The following is a 25,965-nucleotide window of genomic DNA, read 5'->3' as shown; positions in this document are numbered from 1 at the left end:
ATCCCGTCCAGATGGCCATTCCGTTCTTCGTGCTGGCCGTGATCCTGGAGATCGTCCTGGCGCGGATGGGCCGGGCGAACGCCCGCTACGAGACCCGGGACACCGCCGTCTCCTTGGCCATGGGCCTGGGCAGCAGCATCGCCGGAACCCTTGTGGGCGGGGTGATCTTCGCGGCCAGCCTCTGGGTCTATCAGCACCGGATCTTCACCATCCCAATTACCGCCGTCTGGGTCTGGGTGGTGCTCTTCTTCGCCGAGGACCTGACCTATTACGCCTTCCATCGCCTCTCCCACGAGCGGCGGTTCTGGTGGGCCAGCCACGTCAACCACCACACCTCCACCCACTACAACCTGTCGACCGCCCTGCGGCAAACCTGGACGGGCGGGGTGGCCGGGACCTGGCTGCTGTGGTTGCCGCTGTCGTTCCTGGGTTTTCCGCCAGCGATGGTGGCCATTCAGAAGGGGATCAGCCTGGTCTACCAGTTCTGGATCCACACCGAGGCGATCAAGCGCATGCCGGCCTGGTTCGAGGTGGTGTTCAACACGCCCTCGCACCACCGGGTGCACCACGCCCGCAACCCCCGCTACCTGGACGCCAACTACGCCGGCGTCCTGATCATCTGGGACAGGATGTTCGGCACCTTCATCCCCGAGACCGACGAGGAGCCCTGCCGCTATGGGACGGTGAAGAACCTGACCAGCTTCAACCTGCTGACCAACGTCTTCCACGAGTGGATCGGCATCGGCCGGGATCTTTGGGCGTCGCGCTCGCCGCGCGAGGCGCTGGGTTACCTGTTCGGCCCGCCCGGCTGGAGCCCGGACGGCTCAAGGGAGACATCCCACACCCTGAAGGCCAAGTGGCGGGCGCGGATTGAGCGCGAGCCGGCTGGCGAAGCTGGCGAAATCCTTCCTTCTCCCCTTGTGGGAGAAGGGACAGCCCCGGAACCTCGGCTGATCAGTCGATCTTGACGAACGGCGTCGCCCCGCCGGTCACCTTGGGCAGTTCGCCGTTCCATTTCTCGATGGCCAGCTGCTGCAGGATCTGGGGATTGGCGCGGATCGCCTCGCCCTTGATGCGGATGGATTCGGCCTCGCCGCGCGCCTTGGCGATGGCGGCGTTGGCCAGGGCGGTTTCCTTGGCTTCCAGGGCCTTGGCCGCCAGGGCCTCCTGCTCCAGCTGGGTCTTGTTCTGCATCTGCTGGATGATGGCGTCGGGATAACGGATCGAGCCGATCCAATCCATCTGCGAGACCGTGACCCCGTGCTTGGCCCACTTGCCCGACACCCGGGCGAAGGCGCGCTGCATCACCGCCTGGCGACCGCCGCTGTACAGCGTCTCGACCCCGACCTTCTCGGCCTCGGCGGCGACGGCCGAGCGCACGTCGTTGCGGATCGGCCCGTCCAGCAGCTGGTCGAACGACAGGCGGTAGGTCTGGTAGAGGCTCGGCGCCGACACCGGATTGACCTGCAGGGTCACCGAGACGTCGGCCGTCATCGGCAGGCCGGTGTTGTCGGAGAAGGTGATCTCCTCGTTCTCGTTGCCGCGCTCGTCCTTTTCGCGGGTGTAGCTGTAGGTGCGCTGGATCACCGGATACTGGACAATCCGCTCGCCGACGCCGCGGAAGTACCAGCGGGCGGGCAGGGGCTCGGGGACGACGCCGGCTCCGGAGCCCAGGGTCTTGATCTTCACCCCGGCGTTGCCGGGCTCGACCGTGGTGCTGTGCGAGGCGACGCCGCACGAGCCGACCAGCAGGACCAGCACGCTGACCACGCCGATGGCGATGTTGCGCCCGGTGTTCTTGATCCGCGCGCGCGTCTTGGCGGCCCTGGCCTGAAAGTCTTCGGTCATTCCCTGGTGTCCCCGTCGGTGGATGTGTCGGCGTGGGCGCGATCTTGGGCGATGGCCTTGAGCATGATCGACGCCAGCTTGCCGAGGGCGACCACGCCCAGGGCGAAGGCGATCGGCGCGGCGACCAGGCCGATGTCGGTGGCCGAACCCCAGAGCGGGCCGACCACGACCCGCACCAGCACGATCGCCAGCGACACCCAGACGACGAGAAAGGCCGTGGCCTTCGCATAGATCATGGCGCCCTCCGCAGCTTCGGCGTCATCGATCGGCCAAGCTCCAGCCAGAGTGGCAAGTCTGGCCGCGCTACGCGAGCGAAACCTTGTCCGGCGGAGCCGGACGGAGCGAGATCGACCCGGTCTACGCCGCGCGGCCGGGATGGCTCTGTTGGCGACCGGCTTGGACCGGGGCTCCATCCTCGCCCACCTTGAACCGGCCGATCAGTCGCGCCAGATCCTGGGCCTCCCGGGCCAGGGCGTGACTGGCCGCGGTGCTTTCCTCCACCATGGCGGCGTTCTGCTGGGTGACCTGGTCCATCTGGTTGATGGCCACATTGACCTGTTGAAGTCCGCTGGACTGCTCCTGTGCGGAGGCGGCGATCTCGCCGACCACGCCATTGATCTGCGCGACCTGATTGACGATGCGTTCCAAGGCCTTGCCGGTCTGGGCGACGAGGTCGACCCCGGCGCTGACCTGGGTGGTGGAGGTGGCGATCAGGACCTTGATCTCCTTGGCGGCTTCGGCCGAACGCTGGGCCAGGGCGCGAACCTCCTGGGCCACGACCGCGAAGCCCCGACCGGCGTCGCCCGCCCGCGCGGCTTCGACCCCGGCGTTCAGGGCCAGAAGGTTGGTCTGGAACGCGATCTCGTCGATGACGCCGATGATCTGGGTGATGCCCTGAGACGAGGTCTCGATGGCGTTCATCGCAACAATCGCCTTGCCCACCACCTCGCCGCCGGTCTCGGCGTCGAGCTTGGCGGCGGCCACCACCGCGCGGGCATGGGTGGCGCCCTCGGCGGTCCTCTTCACCGTCGCGGTGATTTCCTCCAGGGCGGCGGCGGTCTCCTCGAGGCTGGCGGCCTGCTGCTCGGTGCGGCGGGACAGGTCGTCCGACGCCACGGTGATCTCGCCCGCGCCGGAGCGGATGCCTTGGCTGTTGCCGGAAATCTCCTCCATCGTCGCCTGAAGGGTCTCGACGGTCGCGTTGAAGTCTTCCCGCAGCTTGGCGTAGTCCGTCGCGAAGGCCTCGGTCAGGCGGTAGGTAAGGTCGCCGCTTGAAAGCCTGGACAGGCCGGCGCCGATCCGTTCGACGGCCGACGCCTGCTCCTGGGCGGCCAGGGCGCGCGCGGCTTCATTGACGCGGCGCTCGTCCTCGGAGGCGGCGCGGAGCCGCTCGGCCTCACGTTCGAGTTCCTTGGCCTTGACGCCGTTTTCCTTGAACACCTGGACCGCGCGAGCCATGCCGCCGATCTCGTCGCCACGCTCCTGGGCTTCGATGACCACCTGAAGATCGCCCTCGGCCAGGCGGCGCATGCGCTCGGAAAGGCCGTTCAGCGGGCGGGAGATCTTGCCGATCGCGACCCAGAGCCCAAGCCCCAAGCCGATGGCGACGCCGCCGACCGCCAGGACGATGTTGATCATTATGGACTTGCGCGCGGCCGCGGAGAGATCGGCCACGGCCTTGTCGTCACGGATGGCGGCCTTGGTGTTGAAGTCGACGATGTCCTTGGTCATTCCCGCGATCTTGGGATTGAGTTGCGCCATGACCAGCTTGGCCTGGTCGTCCTTGGCCTCCAGGGACAGATCGGCCGCCTGGCCGGCCAGGTCCGAAACCTGCTTCGCCTGAGCCTCGAACGCCGTGTAGCTGGCGGCGTTTTCCGGCAGCAGCCGTCCGGCGTTTTCCAGATTCTTGCGCAGCTGGGCGGTGGAAGTCTCGATGTCCGCCTTGGCCTGGCGCGCCCCAGGGGTCGGGCCGTCCTCGGCGATGACGCGATAGGTGGCGTAGCCGATCACATTGACCATGCGCCCGACGCGGGCCAGTTCCAGCGCGGCCGGCGCGCGATGGGCGACCAACGCCTTCGTGGCGTTGTCCGCCTTCTTGAGGGCGATGCTGCTGTAAGTCGCCGAGGCGGCGAAGGCGAGGGCCAGCAGCATCAACGCCGCCAGAATCTTGGTCGAAATTTTCCAGCTGTCGACGAATTTCATGACCAACCTCCCCGAAGTTTTAATATTCGCGAGGCTCATGGAGCTTGATTAAAGTTAATGAATACGTATCCGGCTCATTCCAGAACGACGATAACTAAGGTCACAACGTCGCAGCCCTGTTCAAGAGCTATCGGGTAGCGTGTTTCTAAGTTCTGAGTGGAGGTTCTGAGGTTGTAATTCGCGCGAGGGCTGAGTTCTTGAGGCGAGACTCTACTGACCGGCCGGTCGCGTGAGTCTAATCCCGCAGCAGCGGCAGGCTCAGCCCCGTCGCTGGCCGCGCGGCCAGGATCTCGCGGCGGAAGCGGAACAGCTCGGCCGGGCGGCCGCCGGTGTCGGCGTCCTGGCGGCCCAGGCCTTCGACCAGGTCCTCGCGCTCGACCACCCGGCGGAAGTTCTGCTTGTGCAGCGGGACGCCGGCGATGGCCTCGACCGTGCGCTGCAGGGCCGAGAGGGTGAATTCGGCCGGCATCAGTTCGAACACCACCGGGCGGTACTTGATCTTGCCGCGCAGCCGCGACAGGCCGGTGGCCAGGATCCGACGGTGGTCCGAGATCATCGGCTCGCCCAAGGCGGCCGACAGGGCGGCGGGCTCGGCCGGGTCATGGCCCTCGGCCCGGGCCCGGTCGCGAGCGGCCTCGGGGGCCAGGCCCGCCTCGTAGAGCAGCTCGTAGCGCTCCAGCACCCGTTCCTCGTTCCAGGGCGCGCCGTCCAGGGCGAAGGCCAGGCGCGCGCGCGACCCCTTGCCGACGTCGTCGCCGGCCCAGCGGCGCAGGGCGGGGGCGATGGCGTCGTCCAGCAGGGCGGGGCGGCCGTGGCGCCAGTCCTCCCACGGGAAGAAGGCCGACCAAGGGGCCCAGGCGGTGTCGGGGGCCCGGGTCTCGACGGCGGTGGGGGTCAGGCCCAGATAGCCGACCGAGACGACCCGCGCCGCCCCGGCTCCCATCTCGGCGCGCGGCGCGTCGCGGCCCTCGTCGCCGAAGGTGTAGAGCTGCTCGACATAACCCAGCTGGAACCGGGTCTGCTCGGTGACGAAGGCCCGCAGGCCCAGCTCGAAGGTGCGGTGGCCGGCGGGGTCGAACGGGCCGAACGGCAGGCCGGGCAGGGGGCTGGCGACGTCGGTGACCGCGTCGTGCGGCCGGACGGTCAGGACCACGGCCTCGCCGTCGCGGATGGCCACCACCACCGCCGACAGGCCGATGACGACCGATGTCGGTCCGGACCCGGTCATTCGGTCTCGAACGCCGCGCCGGGTGCGGACTCGAAACCGGCGGCGCGCGACAGCACGTGAAAGCGTTGGACGTAGCGGGCCTGGGCCTCGAACGGCGGCAGGGGCAGGATCTTCAGGTCGTAGCCGGCCGGCGGCGCGCCGAAGATCGCCAGGGACTCGGCGTGCTCGAACCCGGCCAGCTGGGTGGCCTCGAAGAAGGCGCAGGCCCGATCGGCAGACTTGATCAGCTTCTTGACCGCCGGCGGCGTCTTCGGCGGCAGGCCGAAGCGGATATGGATGGCGTCCTCCAGCCGGGCCTCGAAATCCTTGTAGCTGACGCCCAAGGCCGCCTTGAACGGGCTGATCATGTCGCCGATCACGTATTCGCTGGCGTCGTGCAGCAGGGCGGCCAGGCGCCATTTCGGCTCGAGATCGGGCCTGATATGGGCGGCGATCTCCTCGACCACCACGCTGTGCTGGGCCACCGAGAAGCCGTGCTCGCCGGTGGTCTGGCCGTTCCAGCGCGCCACCCGGGCCAGGCCGTGGGCGATGTCCTCGATCTCGATGTCCATCGGCGAGGGGTCCAGCAGGTCCAGCCTGCGTCCCGACAGCATGCGCTGCCACGCCCGGGGCGGAGTTTTATGCAGCCCTTTGGCCACGAGATCGTTCCTTACGGTGAAGGTGCAGGCCTGACCCTGTCTGGACTGGCCCATCGATTGACAAAGATCAATGAGGGGCCGGCCTTTGGCTGTGGAAATGAGCCTGAGGAAACGCCCTCGCCGTTTTGGAAATGCCTGGAGCCGGAGATCGATCATGAGCTGGGCGAGAATCATGGCGCCGCTGGCCGGCGCGGCCGCCGACCGGGGTCTTCTGCAGTCCGCCAGGGTGCTGGCCGAGGCGTTCGACGCCGAACTGGCCTGCGTCCACGCCCCGGCCGACATGGCCGACCTGATGCCATGGATGGGCGAAGGCTTCATGGGCGGCGTGCAGGTCACGGCCCTGGAAAGCCTGAAGGAAGCCGCCGTCGAGGGCCATCGCGCCGTCGACCGCCTGGTGGGCGAGCTGGGCTACGATCGCTGCAGGGCGATCAGCCTGGACTCGCCGGTCTGGGCGGGCCTGGCCATGGAGGGCCGGCTGTCGGACGTGATCGTGTTCGACAGCGCCGCCGCGCGCGGCAAGGGGCCGCTGGCCGAGTCGTTCCAGCAGATGATCGCCGACGAGCAGCGGCCGGTGGTGGTGGCGCGGCCGGGCCTGAAGGTCGGCGGGACCGTGATGGTGGCCTGGGACGGCGGCAAGGAGGCCAGCCGGGCCATGCGCACCTCGCTGCCGCTGCTGCAGAAGGCCGCCCAGGTGGTGGTGGCCGGCGCGCCGGGCGCCTCGTCGCGAAGCTTCGCCCTGGAGCGGCTGGTCGAGTTCCTGGCGGCCCGCGGCGTTACGGCCACGGCCAAGGTGCTGGACGGAACGGGCAACGACGCCGCGGCCCTGCTGCTGGGGGCCGCCCGGGAGATGGGCGCCGACTTCCTGGTGGCCGGGGCGTTCGGCCACCCGCGCCTGCAGGAGTTCATCTTCGGGGGCACCACCCGAAGCTTGCTGAACAGCGACGGGCCGTCACTGTTCCTGTCGCACTAAACCCTGGTTTCTCAAGCAAGAAGGAGGACGTGCAAATGTCCCTGTCCCGCATCGTCATGCGTCTGGCCCGCAATCCCGGCACCGAGTTCGCGGGGGGCGACGATCACCGCGGCTACGCCCTGACCGCGCCGCTGACCGAGGACGGCCACCTGGACGCGGCCGCCTACGCCAAGGCCAAGGACGAGTGCGTGGTGCGCCGCTTCGCGCCGGACGAGGACGCGGCCGACGGCCGGCTGAACCGTCGTGGCGAGCGCTGGTTCTTCGACTATGACGAGGATGTCGAACTGGACGACGAGCCGGTCCATCGCCTGGGCCAACACCGCTTCGCCCTGGGCGAATACGTCACCGTCACCGACGACGACGGCCGGCCGCTGACCTACAAGGTGATGGAGGTGACGCCGGTTTGAGGAGGTTTGAACTTGCCCCCACCTGGCGGCTGCGCCGCCTGTCCGCCCCCATAGGGGGCGGAGCCTCGCGCTTCAGGCTCTTCCCCCTCTGGGGGAAGACGGCCGAAGGCCCGTAGGGGGCAAGTGACGATCACCCCCCCACATTGCGCCGCACCAGGGTTTTCATATCCTCGAAGATGTCGTGGTCGCTGCCGTCGCGGCCCTTGGCCTTGACGACGGCCACGGCCAGCGGGCCGCCCTTGGGGCCGCGGGCCTCGTAGCCGACGACGCGGTAGCCGCTGGTCGATTTGTCGCTGGCCAGGATCAGGGTGGCGCGCACCCCGTCGCCGCGCCGGCGTTGGCGGATCTGGGCGCCCTCGTCGGTGGCGTGGATGTCGACGTCGCCCTCCTCGTCGTCGCTGGTCTTGACGCTGACATTGGAATTGCCGCCGCTGACGCGCTCGGTGACCTTACGGGTCGTGTCGCCGTCGCGGATGGTGACGTTCTTGGCGACCTTGACCTCGGCCGTGTCGTCATTGGCGTTGATTGTCAGGCCGCCGATCTTGATGTCGGCGCCCTTGTCGTGGGCGTCGATCCGGATGCCGGGCAGGCTGATCTTGGCGCCGTCGCCGCGCGGCTTGCCGTTCGCCGGCGGGGGAGGCGGCGACTTGATGGCTGGCATCAGGGTCTTCAGGTCGGCCTCGATCGGGGCCAGGGCCGCCTCGGCGTCGCCGCCGTTCAGGGTCACCAGTTGAAGGGTCACCTCGGCGTTCTGGCCGGCATAGACGCAGGCTTGGCCGTCGGCGGCGGCGCTGACCCGGGTCAGCTCGCCCTGCTTGTCGGGGCAGTCCAGCTTGCTGATTGCCCGCAAGGGCTCGTGCCTGCCCATGCCCTTGCGGTCCTTGTGCGTGACCTCGACCTTGGGCGAGCAGGCCGCCAGGGCGACCAGCGCGGCCAAGCTCGCGGCGGCGGTCAGCGGCAGGTATCGCATCAGAGGAATCTCCCGTTCGGCGCGAACCTGGGCTGGGAAGGCGCGGAAATCCAATGAAATCGCGGTAACGGCCTCATACGGTCGGCGGCTTCACCTGGGCGTCGATGGCCGTCAGCAGGTCGGCGGCCAAGCGGCGGACCGTCGCCGCGTCGGCGTCCGCATAGGTCACGCGCAGCTTGGCGAACCAGGGGCCGATCTGGACCAGCCACAGGCCCTCGTTGCGGCCTTCCTTGTCGCGCCAGAACCGCCCCTGGCGGCGCGGACCGCCTTCGGACGCCGGGTAGGGATCGGCGACGTCGCCCACCGATGGGGTGTGGGCCTTGGCCTGCTCGACATAGGTGTCGAACACACGGGTCAGGGTGTACTGGGCGGGCAGCTTGGTCAGGTAGAGGGTCGCCGTGGCCGTCGCGGGGGACGACGCATAGCCGCAACTGACGTCGCGGCCGCCCTGGGCGGCGTCGTAGACGGTCAGCCGGTCGCGCTTGAAGCCGTCGATCGCGGCGGGGCAGGTGAAGCCAGAGGCCGTGTGCAGGGCCCCGCCGTCCGGCTGGTCGCGGAAGCTGTCGTTCTGTGGCGTCGCGCTGACGGCCGGTGAGCCGGGACCTGTGCCGGGCGGAGGCGTCGCCCCGGGAGTCGACTTGGGACCTTCGTAGGCGTCGGCCTGGACGTTGATCTGGATCGCCCTGGTCCGCTCGTCGCGACTGACCAGCGGCGGGATCCGCCCCAGCAGCGCCGTGGTGATGTCGGCCTTGAACGTCGCGCTGTCGGGAACGGACGGGTACAGCCGCAAGGCCGAGGCGCCCGTCTTGGTGGAGACGCCCAGCACGTAGCTGGCCTTGGCCGGAGGGACGGGACGTTTCTCGATCTCGGCCATGACCGCGGCCGTGATGTCGGCGAACGGGGCCACGAAGAAGACCGGCGCGTCGGGATTGGCGGTGCGCGCCACCAGGACCGGCGAGGCGGCCGAGGTCTCGAAGAGCGCATAGGTCGCGCCGCCGGTCTCCAGGGCGAGCTCCTCGCACTTGGGCTTGGCCTTCAACAGCGCCTTGCGCTGAAGCGTCTTGTCAGCGATCGCCGGACCCAGGGAGATCAGGGTGACCAGATCACTCTGCATGTTGGTCGAGGGCATGGCGATCGCCTGCACCGGCGGTCGCGCCGGGCAGGCCTCGCGCGCCGCCGCCGGCGCCGCCGTCATGACCAGGCCCAGTATCACCCAAATCCAGGATCTCATGCCGCGCGCTCCCCCAACTCGGCCAGAGGTTGGCCGAGCCGGGCGCGGACGTCCAGATGCAATCTTTCGGCGAGCGTTACTGCCCCGGACGGAGGCCCGAACCCTCGCGGCGGGCCAGGAAGGCCAGGCGCTCGAACAGGTGGACGTCCTGCTCGTTCTTCAGCAGGGCTCCGTGCAGCGGCGGGATCAGCTTGGTCGGATCCTTCTCGCGCAGGACGGTTTCGTCGATGTCCTCGACCAGCAGCAGCTTCAGCCAGTCCAGCAGCTCGGATGTCGAGGGCTTCTTCTTCAGGCCCGGCACCTTGCGCATGTCGTAGAAGATCCGCAGGGCCTCGGCGACCAGCTTCTGCTTGATGCCCGGGAAGTGGACGTCGACGATGGCCTGCATCGTCGCCTCCTCGGGGAAGCGGATGTAGTGGAAGAAGCAGCGGCGCAGGAAGGCGTCCGGCAGTTCCTTCTCGTTGTTGGACGTGATGATGATGATCGGCCGCACCTTGGCCGCGATCGTCTCGTTGGTCTCGTAGACGTAGAACTCGTTGCGATCCAGTTCCTGCAGCAGGTCGTTGGGGAACTCGATGTCGGCCTTGTCGATCTCGTCGATCAGCAGGACCGGCCGGACCGGGGCCTCGAAGGCCTCCCAAAGCTTGCCCTTCTTGATGTAGTTGCGGACGTCCTTGACCCGCTCGTCGCCCAGCTGGCTGTCGCGCAGGCGGGTCACCGCGTCGTATTCGTAGAGGCCCTGCTGGGCCTTGGTGGTCGACTTGATGTGCCAGGTCAGCAGGGGCGCGTTCATCGCCTTGGCCACCTCGTAGGCCAGGACCGTCTTGCCGGTGCCCGGCTCGCCCTTGATCAGCAGGGGACGTTCCAGGGCCACGGCGGCGTTGACGGCCACCTTCAGGTCGTCGGTGGCGACGTAGTCGGCGGTGCCTTCGAAGCGCGAGCTCATTCGGTTTCCTGACGGCGGCTCCGGCGAGCCGCCTCGAACAGTTGTTCAAATCAGGGCTAACCTACAGACCAAGGGTCGGCCGGATCAAGCCGGCTTATCGTCAGTCCTCGTCATTCGGCTGGGTTTGCCCGGACGACGGCTTGCGACGTCGGCGGACGACCGAGGGCGGGTCACTGGCCGGAAAGCTGTCCTCCAGCCCCTCTTCGAGCTGGTCATCGAGATCTTCGGCCTGGTCGTCGCTGTGAGCATTCGGCGTGGCGTCGGGCATGGTCGCGCTCCTGTCGCCCGGCGGATTCGGGCGTCGAGCGATCCAGCTTCGACAACGGGCCGCCGGTCTTGAAGATCTCAGCTTTCCTTCGCGTAGCCCAGCGACTCGATGTCGTCCTCGGCCAGCTCGGTGGATTCGAAGTCCGCGGCGCTGTCGTCGTCGTCCGAGACCGAGTCCTCCAGGTCCTCGTCGTCGCCGGCGATGGCCGCCAGCGGCTCGCGCTCGATGTCCAGGCCCTCGTCGTCGCGTTCGCCCTCGACGTCGTCGTCGATGTCTTCGAGGTCCTCGTCGTCGAGCAGGTCGTCGACGTCCTCGTCATCCTCGTCCGCGTCGCCGTCGGCCTGGGTGACGTCATAGACGTCGTCCAGCTCGTCGAAATTGGCGATATCCTCGCCGTCGTCGGTCAGGTTGGTCTCGTCCAGGGCTTCGGCGCCGTCCTGGTCGTCGTAGTCGATGTCGGTGGGCATGGCGGGCTCCCTGAACTCGAGAAGCGAGGGCGGCGCGCCCTCGCGGTCCCGGATTCAACCCGTCGTCCGTGACGATTGTTCCGTCGATCGATCAGGCGAAGGGCAGGGCGTAGCCCTTGTCCATCAGGCGCTGGGCCATCGCCTCGCGCCGGGCCGGCCAGTCCTGGGCCAGCAGGCCCAGCCCCACCACGTCGGCCGGCGCGCCGTCCTTGATCACGTGATGGCGGAACAGGGCCTCGCGCTGGAAGCCATAGCGCTCGTGCAGCTTCCAGACGCCCTCATTGGACAGCAGCACCTCGCACCACAGCTTGTCGAAGCCCAGGACCTTGAACACGTACTCGATGACCCAGAACTCGATATAGGAGCCCACGCCCAGGCCGCGGACCGACGGGCTGGCCAGGTAGTAGGCCCAGGCGCAACGGCGGTTGCGCGCGTCGATGTCGGCCAGGTTGGCCAGGCCCACCGGCTCGCCGTCGACCTCGATCACCCAGTAGCGCCGGCGGGCGTCGCCGGCCATGCCGTCGAACCAGCGGTCGTGCTCGGCCTGGCCGATCGTGTGGTCGGAATACATGAAGGCCGCCACCTCGGGGCTGTTGCGCCAGTCCAGCAGCCTTTGGCGGTCGGCCTCGGTCACGTCGCGCAGGACGACGGCGTGGGCGGGACTGTCCGCGGCTTGGGTGCTCATACGCGGCGATCTCCCCCCAGGGCGGCCAGGTCGGGCCGGCTCCGCACGAAGGCGCGCACGTCGTCGGACGTGAAGGCCGGATTGGCGGCGTAGAGTCCATCGTACACGGCGCGGACGAAGTCCAGGTCGTCGGGTCGGTCGACCGTCCAGCGCACCGCGCCCTCGTCGGCCGCCTGCTCCAGACCCTCGACCTTGAAGCGGTTGGGATGGCGGTAGAGGAACGGCGTGACGTGCTCGTGGTCGTAGGGATCGGCGGTTTCCTCGGCGGCGATCTTCAGCGCCACGGATTCGAAGACCTCGACGTCCAGACCCTTGGCGAAACTGCGCCGGGCCGGGGTGTTGGAGGTGTAGTCGGCGCCCGAACGCTGGTGCAGGTCCAGGGTCTGGTCGACCAGCTCCGGATCGGCCAGCGGACAGTCGGCCGTCAGCCGCACCACGGTCCGAACCGGTCCGAAGGCCTCCATCGCCCCGATATAGCGCGCCAGAACGTCGTCCAGTGGTCCACGAAACACCGGCACGCCCGCGGCGATCAGGCAGACAGCCAACGAGTCGTCGCTGGCCTGGTCCGAGGTGGCGACCACGATCCGGTTCAGCCGGGCAGCCCGCTGGAGTCGCTCGATCTGCCGCAGGATCATCGGGGCCCCGGCCACCTCGGCCAGGACCTTGCCGGGCAGCCGCGTCGACGACATGCGAGCTTGGAGAATGGCGAGCGGCAAGGGCGTATCCGAGGTTGGGACGGGATCTTTGAAGCCCGGACACCGGCGTTCGTCTAGCGTCGAAATGCGGTGTCCGCGTGGCGCGGCCTTTCCGTTCAACGGCTCAGGCGTGTCAACCGGCCGGGAAGCGCTCGCGCAGGGCCGCGCCGACCGCCTGCATGGTCGGGTTCCAGTCGTTGTAGTCGGCCGTGACGAAGCACCGCGCCTGCGGGTACCAGGGATAGAAGTCGGGCTGGCCCAGGCGAGGCCAGGCCGCCGCGCCGCCCAGCATCCAGATCGGCGCGCCGCAGGCCCCGGCCAGGTTGATCGTGGCGTTCGAGAAGCCCACCACCAGGTCCATGGCGCAGCACAGCGCCGCCACGTCATCGAGGTCCTGCTTCAGGTCGATGCCCGGCGGCTGCCAGACCTCCACCCCGAACGCTTCGCGGGCCATGGCGATCTCCTCGGAACAGTCGCCGTACTGGATGTTGACGAAGGTGACTCCGGGCGTCTCGAACACCGGCCGCCACAGCAGGAAGGGCGAAAACTGCCGGGCGCGCTCGCCGTCCAGCTTGAGGCTCTTCCACAGCACGCCGACCTTGGGGCCCTTGGGCGCGTCCTCGAGTACGCGCCGCCAATGCTCCACCCGGTCCGGATCGGCGGCCAGGAAGCTGGGACGCCTCGGGAACGAAGCGATGCTGGGCCGGAAGGTCTCCAGCAGCGCGCCCATCGGCGCCCACAGCTCGATGCCGCTCCAGTCCTCGATGAACGGCGCGCCGCGATAGATGCGACCCTCGAAGGCGATCGTCCGGTGAGCGGTGATGCTCGCCTGGGGGAAGGAGCGCTCGAACAGCGGGATCAGCCGGCGCTCCACGGCCAGCGACAGCTTGCCGTCCGGACCCAGGGCCTCGACGACGTCCGACAGCAGGTTGGAGAACATCACCTCGTCGCCCAGGCCCTGTTCGGCGCAGATCATCAGGTGCTTGCCGGCCAGGGGCTGGCCCGGCGTCCAGCGGGGGGCGGGGATGTTGAACCGGGGAGCTTCGACCAGGTCTTTGGAGAAGCGGGCTTCGTAGGCCTTCCAGCCCTCCTCGATCCGGCCCAGCGCCAGCAGGGCGGTCGCGCGGCCGAACTTCATGGTCGCCAGCTCTTCGGGCGCGGTGGTGTAGGCCAGGGCCAGTTCGCCGTCGTCCAGGGCGCCTTGGACGTCGCCCAGGTCGAGCTTGGCGTAGGCGCGATTGTGGTAGCCCTTGCCGTAGGTCGGCTCCAGCCGGATCGTCTCGTCCAGGAAGGTGACGGCCGTCTTGGCGTCGCCCATGCTGCACATCACCGTGCCCAGGGTGTTCCAGAGCAACGGCACCTCGGGATGGTCCTGGATCGCGGGCCGCAGGATCGCGATGGCCTCTTCGTTGCGGTTCAGGTCGCGAAGGGCGCTGGCCAGGTTGTTGATGGCCTCCAGGTCGTCGGGGCGGAATTCCAGATAGTGGATGAACAGCTTGGCGGCGATGTCCGCCATGCCCATGCGCAGGGCCAGCCGCCCCAGGTCGCCGGCGGCGGCGCCGTGCTCGGGCATCAGCTTCAGCGCCGCTTCGTAGCAGTGCATCGAATTGGCGAAGTCGCCGATCTTCTCGCGGGCTATGGCCAGGGCGTGCCAGGCCAGGGCCAGCTTGTCGTCGTGCTTCAAGGCCTTCAGCGCCAGCTTCTCGCCCTTGGCGAAGTCGCCCTTCTGCATGGCGCGGATGGTCTGGTCGAGAAGCTTGGCGGCCTGGTCGCTGCGGAGTTCGTGCGCCTCGCGGGTCAGGCGGGCCAGGGCCGCGGCCGAGGCCGAGTCGCCGGCGATCGAATCCCTGAAGCCGGCATGGACGGGCTGGACGGTCGATTCCTGGGCCGCGATCATGGCGCTGGTCGAAATCTGGGGCGCGCTGCTGCGGGACATCAATTGAGGCCTTGGCGATTTGAGAGAGTCATCGTCTGAGGCAGTAGCTCTGGGGTAGTATGCTTAATTGAGTCCTAAGCTGCGGCTCACGGTCGCAGGCCTGGCAAGGAGACGTTAACCGCCTCCGCCTAGCTTCTGCTTCGAAACCGTCATCTCGGCGGGTGGGGCGACGCAGCGATGCAAGAGGGAGCGGCCTTGTGCCATTGAAGCTGTCGCTGAAACCCGGCGAGAAATTCGTGCTGAACGGCGCGGTGGTCCAGAACGGCGACCGCCGCGGCGTCCTGGTGCTCCAGAACAAGGCCTCCGTGCTGCGTGAGAAGGACATCATGCAGCCCGACGAAGCCACCACCCCGGCGCGCCGGATCTATTTCCCGGTCATGATGATGTACCTGGACGAGGCCTCCGCCGAGCGTCAGTACGAGGAATTCGCCACCCGCCTGACAGAGTTCATGGGCGTGGTGCGCAATCCCGACGTGCTGAGCGACTGCATCGCCATCTCCAAGCACGTGATGGCGCGCGAGTACTACAAGGCGCTCATGCTGAGCCGTAAGCTAATCGAATACGAAGATCAGAGGTTGGGGCATGTCTCTTAGGGCCTATCAGCAGACGGCGACGCGGACCGAAAACCCGCGCGAGATGGAGTACCGTCTGTTCGGTCAGGTGACCCGCGCGCTGATGGTGGCGTCCGAGGCTCCGGCCGACGACATCGCCACGCGCATCGACGCGTTGGACTGGAACCGCCGCGTGTGGTCGGCCCTAGCGACCGACTGTTCGCTGCCGGAGAACACGCTGCCGGTGCAGCTGCGCGCCAGCATCATCTCGCTCAGCCTCTGGGTCGGACGCCACTCCAGCGCCGTGATGCGCAAGGAGGAGGATTTCGAGCCGTTGATCGAGATCAACCGCATGATCATGCAAGGCCTGGCCGGCCGCGCCGACGCCGCCTGACCCAGGCGGGGAGGGCGCTTGGCCCCTCCGGCAAACCTTTCCGGTAAAACCTGCCGCCCGGCGAATTCTGCATTCGCCGGGCGGTTTCGTGTCTGGCGGTCGTCCAGGAAATTACGAGAAAAATCAGCATTTTATAAAAACTACCGAGGTGGCGCCGAGTGGCCCGCCGCTTGCGATGGGTTCCGCGGGCAAAACGCCCGACCGGCAAAACGCCGGGGCAATCCTCCCAAAATGGCGAGAAACACCATGCTGAACTCGATCAACACCAATGCCGGCGCCATGATCGCGCTGCAAAACCTGAACGCCACCAACTCGGAGCTCCAAAGCACTCAACAACGCATCAACACCGGCAAGAAGATCTCCAACGCCAAGGACGACGGCGCGATCTGGTCGATGGCCAAGATGCAAAGCGCTACGTCGAGCTCGTTGAACGCCGTGAAGGACTCGCTCCAGCGCGGACAATCGACGATCGACGTGGGCCTCGCAGCTGGCGACACCGTCACCGACCTGCTCGGCAAGATGAAGGAAAAGGCCCTGGCCGCTTCCGACACCTCGCTGAACACCGCTTCGTTCAACGCCTTGAAGGCGGATTTCAACTCGCTGCGCGACCAGATCACCAAGGCTGTCACCAACGCCAAGTTCAACGGCGTCAGCCTCGTCGACGGCACCACCACCAAGTTGCAGTTCCTCAGCAACTCGGACGGTGTCGCCTACACGGTGAACGCCAAGACTCTGTCGCTCGTCGGTCTGGGCCTGTCGGTCGCCGCGTCGTTCACGACCGCCGCCTCGGCCAAGTCGATGATCGACATCGTCACCAAGTCGATGACGACGGCGACGAACAAACTGGCGAACCTGGGCACCAGCTCCACGGGCCTGGACATGCACCTGACCTTCACGGGTAAGCTGCAGGACAGCCTGGACGCGGGTGTGGGCAACCTGGTCGATGCGGACCTGGCCAAGGAAAGCGCCAAGCTGCAATCGCTGCAGACCAAGCAGCAACTGGGCGTTCAAGCCCTGTCGATCGCGAACCAGACGCCTCAGTCGATCCTTTCGCTGTTCAAGTGATCGGCGACTAGGCTTCAAGAAGCGATCAAAGCCGGACGGTCCAAGGACCGTCCGGCATTTCTTTTTTTGGCGGTCCCGTATTCGTTGAATTGTCCGAATTCAACCTGGATTTGCCCGGCAGAATTTTCCCAGTCGCGCCGAGCTCGGCAAATAATGCCGGCTGAATTTATGGTAAATCAAAGCATAACCTAGATATTTCAGGGCCTTGGCAATTTCTGCCTACTGGGCAGTTTTGGCCCGATCCTTGCTGCCTAGTTCCCCGAGCAAAATGCTCCCGGCCGTCAAAATGACGCCGGAACCCTTGAATAGGAACTGTCGCGATGCCGCTGAATAGCATCAACACGAACGCTGGCGCGATGATCGCCCTGCAAAACCTGAACGCCACCAACAGCGAGCTTCAGGTCACCCAGCAACGGATCAACACCGGCAAGAAGGTCGGCAACGCCAAGGACAACGGCGCGATCTGGGCGATGGCCAAGAACCAGTCGACCACCGCCAACTCCCTGAACGCCGTCAAGGACTCGCTGCAACGCGGCCAGTCGACCATCGACGTGGCCCTGGCCGCCGGCGACACGGTCACGGACCTGCTGGGCAAGATGAAGGAAAAGGCCCTGGCCGCTTCCGACACCTCGTTGAACACCGCCTCGTTCAACGCCCTGAAGTCTGACTTCACCTCGCTGCGCGACCAGATCACCAAGGCCGTCACCAACGCCAAGTTCAACGGCGTCTCGATCGCCGACGGCACGACCACCAAGCTGGCCTTCCTGGCCAATTCGGATGGTTCGCAGTTCACGGTCAACGCCAAGACCCTGTCGCTGGTCGGCATCGGTCTGTCGGCCAACGCGTCGTTCACGACCGCCGCGACCGCCAAGTCGATGATCGATCTCGTCAGCAAGGCCCTGGGCACGGCGACCAACAAGCTGGCCTCGCTGGGCACCAGCTCGACCGGCCTGGACACCCACCTGACCTTCGTCGGCAAGCTGCAGGACAGCCTCGACGCCGGCGTGGGCAACCTGGTCGACGCCGACCTGGCCAAGGAAAGCGCCAAGCTGCAGTCGCTGCAAACCAAGCAGCAGCTGGGCATCCAGGCGTTGTCGATCGCCAACCAGTCTTCGTCGTCGATTCTCAGCCTGTTCCGATAGGAACGAAGAAGGGGGCGGGCCTTCGGGTCCGCCTCCGCCTTTCTCCCGGGCCTGGGCGCGAGAGGAGGGGTCACTAGAGGCGCCGCCGCGAACCGGCCGCGATAGGAGTCATGGAAAACAAAGTCGCGTTGACGTCCATCATACCCGAGCCGTCCACGCTCCCCGCGAACACCGCGTCCACCGTCCCGGGCCATCCCGCGGGCGGCCTTTTTGCGTCGTCGCCCCGGGAAGCCGCGCCCGCGGAAAAGCCCGCCGCGGCCGACGGCCCCCAGCCAGGAGACCTGCGCCTGGTGATCGAGCAGGACAGCAAGACCGGCACCTATGTCTACAAGACCGTGGACCGTCGGACGGGCGACATCCTGCAGCAGTTTCCGCGCGAGGAGGTCCTGCGCTTCAAGCAGGCCGAGCACTACGACCCTGGCGAGGTCTTCGACGGCTTGACCTGAGCCGGCCGGGCTCGGACCATGCTCGCCGCGGCCTGGCGTCGCAGGCGAAACATGGTTTACGCGCGTTAACCATATTCTTACTCCCTCAGTCCCATCTTCGCGGTCGACCTGCTCGGCCGCCGAATCGCGTCCCGAGCCCAACTGGCAAGAACCGCCGTTCGGAGACCGTGATGACGCTGAGCGTGAACACCAATCAGCCCGCGCTGATCGCCCTGCAAAATCTGAACAAGACCAACGACGACATGTCGGGCGTTCAGTCCCGCATCAACACCGGTCTGGCGATCTCCAGCGCCAAGGACAACGCCGCCGTCTGGTCGATCGCCCAGGACCAGCGCGCCGACCGCTCGGCCCTGAACGCCGTGAAGATGAGCCTGGACCGCGCCACCTCGATCACCGATGTGGCCCTGGCCGGCGGTGAATCGGTCTCCGACCTGCTGACCCAGATGCGCGAGAAGGTGGTCGCGGCCAAGGACACCTCGCTGTCGACCTCGTCGCGCACCGCCCTGAACGCCGACTTCCAGGGGTTGCTGAAGAACCTGACCCAGGTGATCAACAGCGCCACCTTCGACGGCGCCAACATCCTCAACGGCAGCGAACCGGCCAATATCACCTTCCTGGCCGACGCCGACGCCGCGACGGTCATCACGCTGAACCTGCAGAACCTTTCGCTGGGCGGCGCGATCAACACCCTGTCCACGACCGACAAGATCCTCACCATGACCCAGGCGGCCGCCGTGCTGACCCGTCTGGACTCCACCATGACGCGGGTGAACCAGGCGGTCGGTTCGATCGGCTCGCAAGCCAAGCAGATCGACGCCCACAACACCTTCGTCTCCAAGCTGAACGACGTGCTCGAGACCGGCGTGGGCAACCTTGTCGACGCCGACATGGCCAAGGAGAGCGCGAGGCTGCAGGCCTTGCAGGTCAAGCAGCAGCTCGGCGCCCAGGCCCTGTCGATCGCCAACCAGGCGCCGCAGATCATCCTGTCGCTGTTCAACGGCGGCAACTAAGAGCATCGCGCGGAAAAGTGGATGCCGGTTTTCCGCAAAAGCGATGCGAAAACAAAAAGCTAGGGCAAGTCGAGCGATTTTCCTATCGCGCGGCTTGCTCTAGGCCTGAGGCCGCCGGCGCGCTAGACTTTCCGACACCAGCGTTGGGAGAATCGACCCGGTATGATCGAGCTTCGCGATCTGACGGACGGCGACGAGGCGGTCCTGTTCCAATGGCGGGGCGAGCCGGAGGTCGACCGGTGGATGTCCGACGCGGCTTTCCCGAGCCGCGAGGCCCATGCCGCCTGGTTTCACGCCCTGCGGACCGATCCTGACATGCGCGGCTGGATGATCGTCCGCTCGGGCGAGGCGTCGGGCCTGCTGACCCTGACCGGCCTGCTCAGCCATCACCGCCGGGCGGGCTGGAACTGGTTCCTCGGTTCGGCCGAGGCGCGGGGCAGGGGCGTGGGTCGCGCCGCCCAGGTGCTGGGGCTGGACCGGGCCTTCGGCGAGCTGGGCCTGCACAAGGTGTTCGCCGAGGTCATGGCCGACAACGACGCGGCGCTGAAGGCCCAGGCGGCGTCCGGCTTCCGGCGCGAAGGCTATCTGCGCGGCCATGTCCTCAAGGACGGCCAGCCGCGCGACGTGGTCCTGCTGGGCATACTGGCCGAGGAATGGCGCGAGCTGCGCGGCGAAGTCCGCCGCTCTCTCACGGACGCCCACCTGATCGCCGCCTGATCCGGCGCGTCTTCATACCTCTTAACGAAACGTCAGCGTTCATCGCCGATAAACGACTCAAGGGGCGTATTGCGTCCCGGTGGGACCCGCTGTGATCACTTTCGATTCCAGTCTGCTGCTCGGCTACTACCAGGCCAAGACCGCCGGCCTGGCCGCGAACGCGACCGCGTCGTCGACCAGCGGCGTCTCGTCCTCGTCCTCGTCTTCCTCGACCACCAAGACCGTGCCCAGCGCGCCCTGGACCGGCGTGGCCACCGAGCCCAGTGACCTGGTCAAGGCCGCCCTGAACGGCCGCAAGTTCGTCGACGAGGGCGCGGCCGTCGCCGCCGCCCCGACCATCTCCGGCGACTACAAGAAGCTTTTCGCCGCCTACCAGGCGCTCAACACCCTGTCGGCCATCGCCAACCGGTCGGACGAAAAAGGGGTCACCGACAGCGAGATCAAGCGGCTGCAGACGGTGTTCAGCAAGGGGCTGAACGAGGTCAACAGCTACGTCCAGAACCTCAGCACCGACGGCATGCGCCTGACGACCGGCGCGGTCATGACCAGCGACAAGTCGACGGTCGGCGTGCCCAAGAGCAACTACACCTACGTCACCAACAAGATCTACAGCGGCCAGATCGACGACGAGGTCCCCGCGTTCAAGGGCGCCGTCAGCTTCACGATGAACATCAAGAAGTTCGGCGTCGCCACCGACGTGACCATGGACCTGTCCGAAATGGGCGCGACGAAGCGGACGATGGCCAACGTCGTCAGCTTCTTCAACGACAAGCTGGCCGCCGCCGGTTTCGACACCCAGTTCGCGGTCTCGCGCACGGTGGGGGCCGAGCGCACCACCACCGTCAACGGCCAGACCGTCAAGCTGCCGGCCACGGGCGACGATTTCGCCCTGCAGGTGAAGGGCGACCTGACCGAGACCCTGACCTTCTCGGCCCCGGCCCCGAAGCCGGCGGTCTACATCACCACGGCGGCCGGCAATCCTGATCCGGACAAGAACACCTCCACCGACGACGCGGTGATCGAGAACACCCTGACCAAGTACGGGCCGGGCGCGGGCGTCACGCCGGGAACCAAAGTGTTTTCCGACACGCTGGAAGGCACGGTCAGCACCGTCCACAAGACCATGACCGGGCCCGACGGCTCGCTCTATGTGCTGGCCGACGTCGACGGCGCGACCAGCAGCCAGACCATCAAGGGCGACCAGGACGTCGCCCTGCTGAAATACGACTCGTCCGGCAAGCTGCTCTACGCCCGCACCCTCGGCGCATCGAACACCGCCACCGGCTACAACATGGCCATCTCCGACGACGGCCAGGTGGCCATCGCCGGCTCGGTGGCCGGCGGGCTTTCCGGGGCCACGAACGGCCCGATCAATTCCGACCCGGCCGGCACGCTGACCGACAGCTTCGTCACGCTCTACGACGCCAAGGGCGACGAGACCTGGACGGTCCGCCGCGGTGGCATGCTCGAGGACGCCGCCACGGCCGTGGCCTTCGGCGATGACGGGGTGGTCTATGTGGGCGGCCGCGCCAAGTCCGACATCCCAGGTTCGGCCACCGGCGCCACGGCGGGCGGCTACGACAGCTATCTGACCGGTTTCGCCACCGACATCTCGGGCACGCCCAAGGCGCTGTTCACCACCCATTTCGGCAGTGAGAACGACGACACGGTCGCCGGCATCGTCGTCGACGGGGGCAAGGTGGTGGTCGCCAGCAAGGAAGGCAGCGAGGCGATGCTTCGCAGCTTCGACGTCGCCACCAGCGTCGTGACCGAGAACCGCACCTATCTGAACGACAAGGAAGTCTGGGTCACAGCGCCGGTCACCTACACCAAGGCGGCGACGTTCACAGCAGGCGCGACCCGCGACCTGGGCACGCTGAAGGGCGGCAACATCGCCGGCCTGACGATCGACAACGGCCAGCTCTACATCGGCGGCTCGACCACGAACGGCGCCCTGGACGTCAACAACAAGACCAAGGCCGCGTCGGGCGGTTCCGACGGCTTCGTGGCCCGCATGTCCCTGGACCTGACCGACAAGAGCCAGGACACCCTGGCCTATTACGGCGGCACGGGCGACGACACGGTCACCGGCATGGCCGTCTCCAACGGCCAGGCCTGGCTGGCGGGCTCGGCCGGCAAGAACCTGGCGGGCCTGCCGACCGTCGGCGACAAGGACGGCTATGTCGCCCAGATCGACGTCGCCACTGGCGCGGCGACCTGGGAGCAGCGGCTGACCGGCAAGGACGGCTACGCCACGGCGACCTCGATCGCGGTCGACGCTTCCGGCTCCAGCGCGCTGGACCTTTTCGGCATCCCGCGCGGCAAGATGGACTTCACCCAGACCGACAAGATCGTCTCGGCGACCTCGGCGCGGGCCGGCGACACCTTCCAGGTCCGCACGCGAGCGCGCGGAACCCTGACCACGATCAAGATCGCCGCCAACGACACGCTCGACACCCTGGCCGACAAGATCCGCAAGGCCACCGGCTATGCGGCCAAGGTCGAGTTCAGCAGCGTCGGCAATAATCGCACCCTGCGGATCAGCCCCTCCCAGACCACCTCGACCGTCGAGATCCTGCCCGGCAAGGGCGGCACCGACGTGCTGGAGTCGCTGGGGCTGAAGCCGGGCGTCGTGCGCAACACCAAGATCGACCACGGCCAGACCGTCTCGGCCGACGGCAAGGGGCCGATCTACGGCTTCTCGCTGGACACCGGCCTGGACCTCACCGACGACGTCAGCCGCAAGGCCGCCGTGGCCGCCATGACCAAGGCCCTGTCGGCGGTGCGCACCGCCTACCGCGAGATGGCCGACACCGCCAACGGCGTGAAGCGGGCCGACGCGACCGCCTCGTCCGGCCATGTCGACGGCCCGGTCCCGGCCTATCTGACCAACCAGATCGCCAACTACCAGGCCGCCCTGAACCGCCTGACCGGCGGCGGCTAGGGCGCGATCGGCGCCGACCTCCTCAAGCCTCGCTTGCCTTCTGCGCGCCTGGACTTGAAAGCGTCATCGACGCGTCGTAGCCAGGGATCATGGAACTTCTCAAAGATCGACGCGTGTTGCTGGCCGGCGGCGCCGCCCTGGCCCTGGTCGCGGGTCTCGGCATCGCCCTGGCCCTGATGCACGGCGCCAAGCCGCCGACCGAGGACCCGCCGGCCTCGCGCTCGGGCCTGATCGTCGAGACGGGAAGAGCCGACGACACCAAGCTCGACGCCAACCGCCCGCTGCGCTGCTTCGTCGGCGGCCAGTTCGTCGGCGAGACCACCCTGGCCGAGTGCGCCAAGAAGAACGGCGTGGCGACCGGGGCCCTGGACGTCGGCGTCGACGAGACCGGGGCCCTGGCCGCCGCCGACCAGGCTGGCCTGGTGCTGACGCCGCTGCCGCCGCCCGCCGAGGCGCCGACCGTGTCCGCGCCCGCCGCGCCCGCCGCCATCTCGCCCCCGGCCGTGTCCAGCACGCCGCTGGCCGTCTGCTGGCGCTACGCGGGCGGCGAGTGGCGCAAGCTGCCCGGCGAGATCACAGTCAACGCCTGCGCCCAGCAGATCTCCAGCGGCAAGTGCGAGAAGGCCGGCGGGGCCACCTACGGCCGCTGGGGCGACGAGACCATCCGCCTGGTGCCGGGCAAGGTCGAATCCTCGTCCGACAACCGCACCTTCCATCCGATCATCGACCTGGGGCCCAACTGTTCGGTCCCCTCGGCCTAGAGAGAGCTCAAGACCATGCGCCTTCCCATCGTCGCCCTCTCGCTCGTCGCCGCGACCGCCGCCCTCGGCCTGACCGGTTGCGAGAAACAGACCAAGGCTCCGTTCCAGGCCGGCGTCTGCCTGCATGTGATCGAGCAGAAGGACGGCACGCTGAAGTTCAACCCGGTGGCCCAGAACGTGCCCAGCCTGGAACTCTGCGCGGCCGAACTGGAGGGCATGCGCCTGCGCTTCGCGCGCCTGGGCAGTCCCAGCCGCGAAATGACCGGCGCCTACCAGGGCAAATTCATCTTCCTGCAGAAGGAAGGCATCTATCTGGGCGACACCTACGAGGGGGCCCGCTTCATGTCGCTGGTGCGCACCGGCGACGGCCGCCTGGCGGTGCCGGGGGCGATGCCGGCCCAGTAGGGCCGCCTTCAAACCCGGGGATAACCGCCTCGGTCCACAGGAACGTTACGAGAACAAAGCTTGCGTTCCGACTTAAGAACCCGTTAACGTCCGCCCCAGATGCCGGCGCGTTGGTCGCCGGGCGTGAAAAGGAATCTTCCCCATGGCGGGCAGCGTCAACAAGGTCATTCTGGTCGGCAACCTGGGGGCCGATCCCGAGATCCGCACCCTCAGCTCGGGCGACCGCGTCGCCAACCTGCGCCTGGCCACCTCGGAAAGCTGGCGCGACCGCACCTCGGGCGAGCGCAAGGAAAAGACCGAATGGCACCGGGTGGTGATCTTCAACGACAACCTGGTGAAGGTGGCCGAAAGCTATCTGCGCAAGGGTTCGACGGTCTATATCGAGGGCGCGATCCAGACCCGCAAATGGGCCGACGCCTCGGGCGTCGAGAAGTATTCGACCGAGATCGTGCTGCAGAAGTTCCGCGGTGAGCTGACCATGCTGGGCGGCCGCGGCGACAACGCCGGCGCCTCGTCGGGCGGCGGCTATGACGAAGGCTACGCCGGCGGCGGCGGTGGCGGCGGCAACTTCGGCGGCGGCGCCCCGCGCAGCCAGCCCAGCGGCCCGCGCGAGAGCTTCTCGGCCGACCTGGACGACGAAATTCCGTTCTAATTTTTACCTAACAATCAGTTGTAAATAAGTGGCCGCTTCCCTTTGGAATCGGTCACTTTTTTATTGCATCTGCCCATTTTCGATTAGTCGAACTAGCGTGGGTAAAACCCACCAGGATCGACCGTAAATGAATGGCTCAACGACCATTCGAGTGCTCATTCTAAAGGGCGGAGAGCGACTTCCCGTCCTTCTCGATCGCGCTCGACAACAGCCGCTGTTCGATCCACTGGTCTATGTCGTAAGCCGTCTGCGCGGTCGCGCCGCCAACACGGTGCAGCAGCACCTTGTCGGCCTTCAGGTCTTGCTCGACTTCTGTTCGGAACGTCGCATCGACCTCGCCGACCGCGTTCGGACCGGCGAGCTTCTTTCCTTTGCGGAGCTCGACGGGCTTGTTTCTTCGACCGAGCGGCATCGCCAGCGCAGCGTACGACGGTCTACTCCGCAGCGCTTGTCTCGCCAGACAAGCGCGAACCGGTTGCGTGCAATACGCGCCTACCTAGCGTGGCTCACGGCCCGTCGGCTGCACCAGCTATCGTCCGGCGACGTGTTTCCAGGACGCTATAGGGTCGAGCGGGAGCGGCTGCTGGCGGAGCTTAAGGCTCGGGTGCCATCCGTCCGGCTAAATGGCGGGCAACGATCCGGCCTTACGGAAAAACAGCGCGTCCGATTTCTAGGCGCGATCGAGCCTGCGAGCATGAGTAACCCATGGGGTAGTGCAGCCTGCCGGGCTCGCAACTTTCTGATCCTCCGGCTGCTTTATGACTTAGGTATTCGTCGCGGCGAGCTCCTCGCAGTGCGCTTGGAAGACATCGATGTCCGCCAGTGCCGCCTGAGCGTTAGGCGCCGCCCCGACAACCCAAAGGATCCGAGGCGGCGGCAACCTGTTGCGAAAACCGAAGAGCGGATACTGGAGATTCAGCCCGACCTAGCCGCTGATCTTTCCCGCTATATCCTTGCATCTCGTCAGGCGTTGCCGGCAGCTCGCAAGCATGGGTTCCTGTTCATCGACACCCGACATGGAGCGCCGCTTTCTGCTTCAGGTCTCGATAAGATCTTTACCCAGTTTCGCACGGTCGACGGTTTGCCAGCGGACCTTACAAGTCACGTGCTAAGGCACGACTGGAACGACCGCTTTTCAGCCTTGATGGATACAAAGGGGGTGAAGCCAGGCGATGAACAGCGCCTGCGCATGTACCTTCAAGGTTGGACCTGGACCGGGTCTGCCCAGCGATACAATCGTCGCCACATCATCAAACGCTCAAACGAGGCTTTGCTGATGATGCAAACCCGATCAGACGGCCACGTGATCAAGTAAGGGTGGGGCCAGAACATGAACGCAAACGCGCGGAGCGGTTACCCGCAGGCGCAACCTTAGATGCAGTGGCGC

General features: G+C 66.9%; 28 protein-coding genes and 1 pseudogene. 15 read left to right on the top strand and 14 right to left on the bottom strand.

Annotated features, from left to right (window positions below; translation table 11 throughout):
• Positions 1 to 11 precede the first annotated feature (11 nt).
• Positions 12 to 968, top strand: a complete 957-nt coding sequence (locus J2X41_RS02145) for a sterol desaturase family protein (protein ID WP_310079841.1) — start codon at positions 12 to 14, stop codon at positions 966 to 968.
• Here J2X41_RS02145 and J2X41_RS02140 read toward each other — a convergent pair.
• The 5 genes and pseudogenes from J2X41_RS02140 to J2X41_RS02120 form a co-directional block, all read right to left on the bottom strand.
• Complete coding sequence (locus tag J2X41_RS02140) at positions 955 to 1,848, bottom strand: SPFH domain-containing protein (protein WP_310079243.1); 894 nt, start codon at positions 1,846 to 1,848, stop codon at positions 955 to 957. The genes J2X41_RS02145 and J2X41_RS02140 overlap by 14 nt on opposite strands.
• Complete coding sequence (locus tag J2X41_RS02135; protein ID WP_310079242.1) at positions 1,845 to 2,084, bottom strand: hypothetical protein; 240 nt, start codon at positions 2,082 to 2,084, stop codon at positions 1,845 to 1,847. Before J2X41_RS02135 ends, J2X41_RS02140 begins: the two co-directional genes overlap by 4 nt.
• 121 nt (positions 2,085 to 2,205) lie before the next feature.
• Positions 2,206 to 4,050, bottom strand: a complete 1,845-nt coding sequence (locus J2X41_RS02130; protein ID WP_310079241.1) for a methyl-accepting chemotaxis protein — start codon at positions 4,048 to 4,050, stop codon at positions 2,206 to 2,208.
• A 235-nt stretch (positions 4,051 to 4,285) separates the two neighbouring features.
• Positions 4,286 to 5,309 (bottom strand): annotated as a pseudogene (locus J2X41_RS02125) (NrtR DNA-binding winged helix domain-containing protein); the annotation flags it as partial.
• Entirely contained in the window at positions 5,275 to 5,916 is a 642-nt protein-coding gene (locus tag J2X41_RS02120) for an HD family hydrolase (RefSeq protein WP_310079240.1), read from the bottom strand. The gene J2X41_RS02120 and the pseudogene J2X41_RS02125, both read right to left, overlap by 35 nt.
• Before the next feature lie 154 nt (positions 5,917 to 6,070).
• Between J2X41_RS02120 and J2X41_RS02115 the strand changes: the two genes are divergently transcribed.
• The gene (locus J2X41_RS02115; protein ID WP_310079239.1) at positions 6,071 to 6,886 is read left to right on the top strand and encodes a universal stress protein; all 816 of its coding nucleotides are present in this window, start codon (positions 6,071 to 6,073) and stop codon (positions 6,884 to 6,886) included.
• A 35-nt stretch (positions 6,887 to 6,921) separates the two neighbouring features.
• On the top strand, positions 6,922 to 7,293 hold the full coding sequence (locus J2X41_RS02110; protein ID WP_310079238.1) for a hypothetical protein: 372 nt from the start codon (positions 6,922 to 6,924) through the stop codon (positions 7,291 to 7,293).
• A 130-nt stretch (positions 7,294 to 7,423) separates the two neighbouring features.
• Here the strand turns inward: J2X41_RS02110 and J2X41_RS02105 are convergent, their stop codons facing one another.
• The 8 genes from J2X41_RS02105 to J2X41_RS02070 form a co-directional block, all read right to left on the bottom strand.
• Complete coding sequence (locus J2X41_RS02105; protein ID WP_310079237.1) at positions 7,424 to 8,263, bottom strand: hypothetical protein; 840 nt, start codon at positions 8,261 to 8,263, stop codon at positions 7,424 to 7,426.
• Positions 8,264 to 8,336: 73 nt separating this feature from the next.
• Positions 8,337 to 9,494 (bottom strand): hypothetical protein, encoded by a 1,158-nt coding sequence (locus J2X41_RS02100; RefSeq protein ID WP_310079236.1) that lies wholly within the window; start codon positions 9,492 to 9,494, stop codon positions 8,337 to 8,339.
• Positions 9,495 to 9,570: 76 nt separating this feature from the next.
• Positions 9,571 to 10,440, bottom strand: a complete 870-nt coding sequence (locus J2X41_RS02095; RefSeq protein WP_056752143.1) for a MoxR family ATPase — start codon at positions 10,438 to 10,440, stop codon at positions 9,571 to 9,573.
• A 100-nt stretch (positions 10,441 to 10,540) separates the two neighbouring features.
• Positions 10,541 to 10,708, bottom strand: coding sequence for a hypothetical protein (locus J2X41_RS02090; protein WP_310079235.1), 168 nt, complete (start codon positions 10,706 to 10,708; stop codon positions 10,541 to 10,543).
• 77 nt (positions 10,709 to 10,785) lie between these two features.
• Complete coding sequence (locus J2X41_RS02085) at positions 10,786 to 11,175, bottom strand: primosomal protein (protein ID WP_310079234.1); 390 nt, start codon at positions 11,173 to 11,175, stop codon at positions 10,786 to 10,788.
• Between the two features lie 91 nt (positions 11,176 to 11,266).
• The gene (gene pseH, locus J2X41_RS02080) at positions 11,267 to 11,860 is read right to left on the bottom strand and encodes a UDP-4-amino-4,6-dideoxy-N-acetyl-beta-L-altrosamine N-acetyltransferase (RefSeq protein ID WP_310079233.1); all 594 of its coding nucleotides are present in this window, start codon (positions 11,858 to 11,860) and stop codon (positions 11,267 to 11,269) included.
• Positions 11,857 to 12,576 (bottom strand): glycosyltransferase family protein, encoded by a 720-nt coding sequence (locus J2X41_RS02075; protein WP_310079232.1) that lies wholly within the window; start codon positions 12,574 to 12,576, stop codon positions 11,857 to 11,859. Before J2X41_RS02075 ends, pseH begins: the two co-directional genes overlap by 4 nt.
• A 112-nt stretch (positions 12,577 to 12,688) precedes the next feature.
• A complete protein-coding gene (locus tag J2X41_RS02070; protein WP_310079230.1) occupies positions 12,689 to 14,491 on the bottom strand; it encodes a tetratricopeptide repeat protein in 1,803 nt (600 codons plus the stop codon).
• A gap of 197 nt (positions 14,492 to 14,688) precedes the next feature.
• On the opposite strand from J2X41_RS02070, the gene flbT reads away from it, so the two are divergent.
• From flbT to ssb, 11 genes are all read left to right on the top strand, one after another.
• The gene (flbT, locus tag J2X41_RS02065; protein WP_310079229.1) at positions 14,689 to 15,084 is read left to right on the top strand and encodes a flagellar biosynthesis repressor FlbT; all 396 of its coding nucleotides are present in this window, start codon (positions 14,689 to 14,691) and stop codon (positions 15,082 to 15,084) included.
• Entirely contained in the window at positions 15,074 to 15,436 is a 363-nt protein-coding gene (gene flaF, locus J2X41_RS02060) for a flagellar biosynthesis regulator FlaF (RefSeq protein ID WP_310079228.1), read from the top strand. The genes flbT and flaF overlap by 11 nt, the downstream gene beginning before the upstream one ends.
• A gap of 246 nt (positions 15,437 to 15,682) precedes the next feature.
• Positions 15,683 to 16,501: a flagellin gene (locus tag J2X41_RS02055; RefSeq protein ID WP_310079227.1), complete on the top strand. Its 819-nt coding sequence runs from the start codon at positions 15,683 to 15,685 to the stop codon at positions 16,499 to 16,501.
• A gap of 320 nt (positions 16,502 to 16,821) precedes the next feature.
• Entirely contained in the window at positions 16,822 to 17,643 is an 822-nt protein-coding gene (locus tag J2X41_RS02050; RefSeq protein WP_310079226.1) for a flagellin, read from the top strand.
• Positions 17,644 to 17,933: 290 nt separating this feature from the next.
• The gene (locus tag J2X41_RS02045) at positions 17,934 to 18,089 is read left to right on the top strand and encodes a hypothetical protein (RefSeq protein WP_310079225.1); all 156 of its coding nucleotides are present in this window, start codon (positions 17,934 to 17,936) and stop codon (positions 18,087 to 18,089) included.
• Positions 18,090 to 18,259: 170 nt separating this feature from the next.
• A complete protein-coding gene (locus tag J2X41_RS02040; RefSeq protein ID WP_310079224.1) occupies positions 18,260 to 19,099 on the top strand; it encodes a flagellin in 840 nt (279 codons plus the stop codon).
• A gap of 162 nt (positions 19,100 to 19,261) precedes the next feature.
• Positions 19,262 to 19,816 (top strand): GNAT family protein, encoded by a 555-nt coding sequence (locus J2X41_RS02035; protein ID WP_310079223.1) that lies wholly within the window; start codon positions 19,262 to 19,264, stop codon positions 19,814 to 19,816.
• Between the two features lie 91 nt (positions 19,817 to 19,907).
• Entirely contained in the window at positions 19,908 to 22,760 is a 2,853-nt protein-coding gene (locus J2X41_RS02030) for a hypothetical protein (RefSeq protein WP_310079222.1), read from the top strand.
• Between the two features lie 89 nt (positions 22,761 to 22,849).
• Positions 22,850 to 23,521 carry a hypothetical protein gene (locus J2X41_RS02025; RefSeq protein WP_310079221.1) on the top strand — a complete coding sequence of 224 codons (672 nt, stop codon included), beginning with the start codon at positions 22,850 to 22,852 and terminating at the stop codon, positions 23,519 to 23,521.
• A 15-nt stretch (positions 23,522 to 23,536) separates the two neighbouring features.
• Entirely contained in the window at positions 23,537 to 23,926 is a 390-nt protein-coding gene (locus tag J2X41_RS02020; RefSeq protein WP_310079220.1) for a hypothetical protein, read from the top strand.
• A 142-nt stretch (positions 23,927 to 24,068) separates the two neighbouring features.
• Positions 24,069 to 24,578: a single-stranded DNA-binding protein gene (gene ssb, locus J2X41_RS02015; protein ID WP_310079219.1), complete on the top strand. Its 510-nt coding sequence runs from the start codon at positions 24,069 to 24,071 to the stop codon at positions 24,576 to 24,578.
• Between the two features lie 160 nt (positions 24,579 to 24,738).
• On the opposite strand, the gene J2X41_RS02010 is transcribed toward ssb, so the two are convergent.
• Positions 24,739 to 24,990, bottom strand: a complete 252-nt coding sequence (locus J2X41_RS02010) for a hypothetical protein (RefSeq protein ID WP_310079868.1) — start codon at positions 24,988 to 24,990, stop codon at positions 24,739 to 24,741.
• A 132-nt stretch (positions 24,991 to 25,122) separates the two neighbouring features.
• Between J2X41_RS02010 and J2X41_RS02005 the strand changes: the two genes are divergently transcribed.
• Positions 25,123 to 25,893 carry a site-specific integrase gene (locus J2X41_RS02005; protein ID WP_310079839.1) on the top strand — a complete coding sequence of 257 codons (771 nt, stop codon included), beginning with the start codon at positions 25,123 to 25,125 and terminating at the stop codon, positions 25,891 to 25,893.
• Positions 25,894 to 25,965: the final 72 nt, after the last annotated feature.

The organism is Caulobacter sp. BE254, from assembly GCF_031457295.1.
Classification (GTDB): domain Bacteria; phylum Pseudomonadota; class Alphaproteobacteria; order Caulobacterales; family Caulobacteraceae; genus Caulobacter.
The sequence above is the reverse complement of the archived record's forward strand: the minus strand, read 5'-3'. Positions and strand labels throughout refer to the sequence as shown.